We start from the raw sequence: 5,305 nt of genomic DNA, 5'->3' as shown, positions 1-5,305 counted from the left end.
TTTTGTTGGCCCACCCTAAATAGTACTCAGGATTGTGCAGCAGGTATCCGTCAAGGGTGCCCAAACCCAACCGCTTCAGGGTCCGCTCAATCTGGTCGTCAAGAAACCCCGGGTGAATGCAGTGTTCCAAACCATCCGCGTATTCGACAAGCTCCTCGAAGGGATTGCCGTCATTTTTACGCTGCTGACTCAGGGCATAGTTGTTTCCCTGAAGATAGCCGCCCTTGGAGACGATCACGACCTGATCCCGATTGATCCGGCCTGATTCGATCAGCGCCTTGAGCACCTCCCCGACCAGCTGCTCCGAACCCCCATCGGCATAATTGGCGCTGGTATCGATGAGGTTGATACCGCTCGTCAGGGCTTTTTTCAGCGCTGTCGCATGGGCGGTCACACCGGCATTGACCCGGTAGCAGCCAAAACCGGCACCGCTCACCGAAAGCCCGGTGCTTCCCAGCACGGTGAAGGCAAGTCCTGAAAACTGGTCGGCAAACTGCTGGGTGTCGTCTGGTGTGGCGTATCCGGAGATCATGGGCTTATTGTTTCCTTCGTTCGGAGAGGGCCTTTTGCTCGGCCTGCAATTCGCTGAGCAGTTGCGCCAACGGCCATGTTTCGGACGTTGGCGTCAAGGCTGCCCACAGGGACTGCTGCATGCCTGTTTTCCGGCAGACCGTCATCAGCGTGTGAAGCTGGTTTTCCGTGATGCCGGAAACGATGATTGCCCGCGGGAGCGCAGACCCTGTGCCCGCTCCGGCACCGTCGGGAAGACCAAGCAGCGCCGCCAGAGTCTCTTTTCCATTTTCTTCGTTGGCCCATACGACGCCAACCTCCTGCAGCCCTGCCATTTTCAGGACCTCCAGGAATTTGGGCTGGGTCGCAACGGAAAATCCGCAGAGCAACAGTTTTGGGGCGCCATACATGCGGCTATCCGAATGTTGGACTTTTTCAAAAGTACCGTCTGTCATTTTGTTAGCTCCGGTTTAAAATTGATGGGGTGGCAGCCAACGGATCAGAGAACGTCGACTTTGGGCCACTGCTTGATGATTTGCAGGGTTTCCCGTACGAATGCGCAGCTGCATTTTGTGGGACAAGGAGAAAAGTCAGTTTTACTCTGACAATAGCCCGGGCATTCGGGTTCACCGGTTTTTCGTATCCGATAGACCGGCCCGTCATAAAGATGTTCAAACAGCCCGACCTGGCAGGCCAGGGTAGTTCCGCAGCCGTGGTTGAATAAAAAAAGGCCCTGCGTCAAATCGTCGAAAGTCGGCATGTACCCCACCAGTTCGATCGCCGGGTCCTGGATGAAGTCATCCAGACGCCTCCATTGTTCCTGGCAATTGGTGCAGTTTTTAAATGTCGTGGCCACGTGAGTTGTCGGCAAGGCGCTTGAAGTCATTTTTTACTATTCTCCAGATCGGTCCAGCATTCGCGCGACTTTCATACACCATTTATTAGCGTCATGCAAACGGGCTCAAGCACCACCGCACCCGGTCATCCGGGCATGTTTGCGAGTTCCGGGATACTGCCGGCAGATCGTGGGTCGGACATCATGGATCGTGCAGACATAACGATTTAGGCCGATGGGGCGGGCCAGCCAGGGGCACGTTTCGGCGAACGCGTTGGTTCCCGGGACCACCCAGATGCGGCAGGCCGTGACCTCACCGTGCCGTCGAACGACGCCCACCCAATCGAGGATGTCGGCTCTTCCGCGATCCTGCCAGCGTTGATGATCGCGCACACTGCACCCGTCATGGTAGTCTAGTGTAAGGCAGCAGTGGCCGCACTGGGTGCAGACAAAATCATTCATTTTGGTGTCGATCCAGATGCCCGGCGATCCACCCGGTTCCGGTCCCAAACCGGCCGTCACATGCGCGCCGAACACCCGGGAACAAATACGGGCCAACTGTTTCGGACCCGGCGTCAATCGGACCAGACGATCCAAAATCCGTTGTTTCAGATCATGCTCGCTGGATGGAGTCAGCTTCGAATCAGCGGAAACTTTGGCCCAAACCGATCGCCTGCCGGCATTTTGCCGGACATAGGCCCCGTCACCGAAAACCATGGGCCATATCACGGAAATGAGATTGAGTTGAGAATTATATTGCGCAAAATCGCCACGAACGGCGTCCAAGGCTTCGTCGGTGGTAAGGAAGAGCCGCTCTCTGTTCGGCATTTCATCTCCCCAAAATGCGATGAAAAGGGAACGCAGTCACACAATTATTAGGTACCACGCTTGCAGCATATCGACAAACCTTTTGTCCATGGGCATTTGAATGGGCAGCCTCAGATTTATAGGATTCCGATATTGACTTCATGCATGGTTTTGCAATAGGTTCCCTGAGATTATTCCGTTTCCGTTTATCTTTGTATCTTCAATTCCATCCCCAGCGAAAAAAGGCCTGAACAGCCGGCGAACGGTTGCAACCCGCACCAGGAGCTATCCCGGTGACAAGGTATAGAGGACCGAAAGAGCGCATATGAATCTATTTTTTCTATCCATGCTGATCATTGCTGCAGGCGGCATCCTTCCCTTTTTGTCGTTCAGGCAATTTACCTTGATGAAGATCCTGGGCGTCCTTGGAATCAGCATCGGCTGCTGTCTGGGCATGCTCGACGCCTTGTCCAGGCTGACCCAGGATGGATCTGCCAGCGCCTCTTTTGAATACCTCAATACGCTCTCGCTCGCCTTTAAAATTGATGGACTATCCGCCTTTTTTTTGTTGGCCATCTTTGCCGTTTGCCTGCTGGCGGCCATCTATAGTTTCCATTATATGAACCACCCGGAAAAAGCCCTTCGTACGGCCACGAACTATTTTTTCTTCAGCCTGTTGGCGGCCGCCATGGCCCTGGTGGTGGTCGCAGACAACATGATCACCTTTCTGTTATCCTGGGAAATCATGTCCCTATCCTCTTTTTTCCTGGTCGTCTACGACTATCAGAAACCGGAAAACAGAAAAGCCGGCTATCTCTATTTGATCTTTTCCCAAGTGGGTGCCATGTTTATTCTGGCCGCCTTTGGGATTCTTTACGGCCACACCGGAAGTTTCGGATTCGAGTCTGCCGGACTTTCCCATACGGCCAAATTACTAGTTTTCGTGCTAGCATTTATCGGCTTCGGGTCCAAGGCCGGAGTGTTTCCTTTTCACGTCTGGCTGCCCCATGCCCACCCGGCTGCGCCCTCACACATCTCGGCCGTCATGTCAGGCGTGATGATAAAAACAGGTATTTACGGCATTCTTCGGATGTACAGCATTCTGGACCTGCACACCCCGACCGTGGGAATCCTGGTTTTGGTCTTCGGGATGGTCTCCGGCGTTCTGGGCGTCGTTTACGCCCTGGGCCAGCATGATCTCAAGCGTCTTCTGGCCTACCACAGCGTGGAAAATATCGGCATAATCCTCATCGGTATCGGTATCGGCATGCTCGGCGTAGAAGCAGGCAACCCGATCATGGCCGTACTGGGGTTTTCCGGCGGGTTGCTGCATGTACTCAATCATGCCATCTTCAAATCACTGCTCTTCATGGGTGCCGGCGTGGTGCTGCATAAAACCGGCACCCGTTCCATCGACGCCCTGGGCGGGCTGCTCAAAAATATGAAAGTCACTGGGGTGACCTTTCTCATCGGGTCCCTGGCCATTGCCGGCCTGCCACCATTTAACGGTTTTGTCAGTGAATTTTTCATTTACATGGGCAGCTTCAGGGGGGTCGCCGCAGAGACGCCGACCTTTGTGCTCAGCCTGCTGGCCATTGTCAGCCTGGCCGTTATCGGGGGGTTGGCGCTGGCCTGCTTCACCAAGGTCGTGGGCGTGGTTTTTCAGGGCGAGCCTAGAACTCAGGCAGCACAGGAGGTTGATGAAAAGGGCCCGTCCATGCTGCTGCCCATGGTGTTCCTGGCTGGTGCCTGTGCGGTCATCGGTATCTATCCCGGTGCCTTTATGTTCATGGCCATAAAAGGGGTGGCTGCGCTGGGCCTGGAGGATTTTGGCCACATCCCCATGGAACCCTTCGCCAGTATGAGGGCCAACATCACCCTGGGAGCGACCCTTTTTCTGGCCGTATTGCTGATCATCTTGGCCCTGCGCCGATTTTTTTACCAGGGTAAAACCATCGGACGCAGCGGCACGTGGGGCTGCGGGTTCACCCAGCCGACAACACGAATGCAGTACACCGGGTCTTCCTATGCGGCATCGATCCTGGCGTTTTTCAAACCGGCTGCACCGCTCGAAGAAACCCACCCGCCAGTCAGCGGCCTGTTTCCAAAGGGGACCCACTATCACAGCCAGGTCCATGACATTGTCGAACTTCATCTGAACCGCATGGTTGTCAACCCAGTGTTGTGGCTGTTCGATAGGTTGCGCTGGATTCAGCATGGAGACATTCATCTGTACATCGGGTACATCCTGCTGGCCATCGTGGTGCTGTTGTTTTTTGTCTAATTAAAGATGAACGTCGGCCATCGAATGATGACTATTGAACGCTATCATTATTATAATGGGAAACACTTATGACTGAATCCATCTTGCTATGGGTCTTTGCCCTGGTGACGGCGCCGTTATTCGCCGGTGTCATATTCAAGGTAAAGGCGTTCTTCGGCGGCCGAAAAGGTTCACCGCTGCTGATCAATTATTATACGCTGATCAAGCTGTTTAAAAAGGGCTCGGTATATAGCACCAGCACCACCTTTATCTTCAAGCTGGGGCCCATGGTGTCTTTAGGTGCTGCCGCAACGGCGCTGCTCTTTCTGCCCATTGCCGGTCAGGCCCCCGTTCTCTCCTTTGATGGAGACGTGATCTTTATCCTCTACCTGCTGGGCCTGGCCCGGTTTTTCACCATCGCCGCCGCCATGGACACCGCCTCGCCGTTCGAAGGCATGGGCGCGGCCCGGGAGGCCTATTTTCCGATCATCTGCGAAGCCAGCATGTTCATGATCCTGATCCTGTTTTACCGGCTTACCGGTGACCTGAATCTGGCCGCCTACTTTTCCGGTGCGCAGCCCTTTGGCTTCTGGCAGACGGCTGGATCGCCTATGCTTTTTATCATCATCGCCTTTTTCATCATCCTACTCACGGAAAATGCCCGCGTGCCAGTTGACGACCCGGCCACGCACCTGGAACTGACCATGATCCACGAAGTGATGGTGCTGGACCACAGCGGCCCCGATTTCGCTTTTATCGAAATGGGCGCCTTTTTAAAAATGTTCTTTTACGCGTCAATCGTCTCGCGCCTGATAATCCCTTTTGAGCTGGGCCATCCCGCATTCAATCTGGCCTTGTTTTCCCTTGGCGTACTGGTCGTCTACGTGGCG

The 5,305-nt window shown here is 54.5% G+C and carries 6 protein-coding genes; 2 read left to right on the top strand and 4 right to left on the bottom strand.

All coding sequences use genetic code 11. The features are described 5' to 3' along the window. The 4 genes from ABYV26_RS20130 to ABYV26_RS20115 all read right to left on the bottom strand — a co-directional run. Nucleotides 1-532: aldo/keto reductase (locus ABYV26_RS20130; RefSeq protein ID WP_372683153.1), on the bottom strand; the 532-nt coding region annotated here is incomplete at its 3' end. Between the two features lie 4 nt (nt 533-536). Further along, nucleotides 537-965, bottom strand: coding sequence for a DUF3783 domain-containing protein (locus ABYV26_RS20125; protein WP_372683152.1), 429 nt, complete (start codon nt 963-965; stop codon nt 537-539). 44 nt (nt 966-1,009) lie between these two features. Then, entirely contained in the window at nt 1,010-1,396 is a 387-nt protein-coding gene (locus tag ABYV26_RS20120) for a hypothetical protein (RefSeq protein ID WP_372683151.1), read from the bottom strand. A 75-nt stretch (nt 1,397-1,471) separates the two neighbouring features. Continuing rightward, the gene (locus ABYV26_RS20115; RefSeq protein ID WP_372683150.1) at nt 1,472-2,173 is read right to left on the bottom strand and encodes a YkgJ family cysteine cluster protein; all 702 of its coding nucleotides are present in this window, start codon (nt 2,171-2,173) and stop codon (nt 1,472-1,474) included. 304 nt (nt 2,174-2,477) lie between these two features. On the opposite strand from ABYV26_RS20115, the gene ABYV26_RS20110 reads away from it, so the two are divergent. Both ABYV26_RS20110 and ABYV26_RS20105 read left to right on the top strand, forming a co-directional pair. Beyond that, nucleotides 2,478-4,436 (top strand): proton-conducting transporter membrane subunit, encoded by a 1,959-nt coding sequence (locus tag ABYV26_RS20110; protein ID WP_372683149.1) that lies wholly within the window; start codon nt 2,478-2,480, stop codon nt 4,434-4,436. Nucleotides 4,437-4,504: 68 nt separating this feature from the next. After that, nucleotides 4,505-5,305: respiratory chain complex I subunit 1 family protein (locus ABYV26_RS20105; RefSeq protein ID WP_372683148.1), on the top strand; the 801-nt coding region annotated here is incomplete at its 3' end.

Source organism: Desulfosarcina sp. (assembly GCF_041551955.1).
Classification (GTDB): Bacteria; Desulfobacterota; Desulfobacteria; order Desulfobacterales; family Desulfosarcinaceae; genus Desulfosarcina.
Note: the sequence above shows the minus strand (reverse complement) of the source record. Positions and strands in the feature narration are given on the sequence as shown.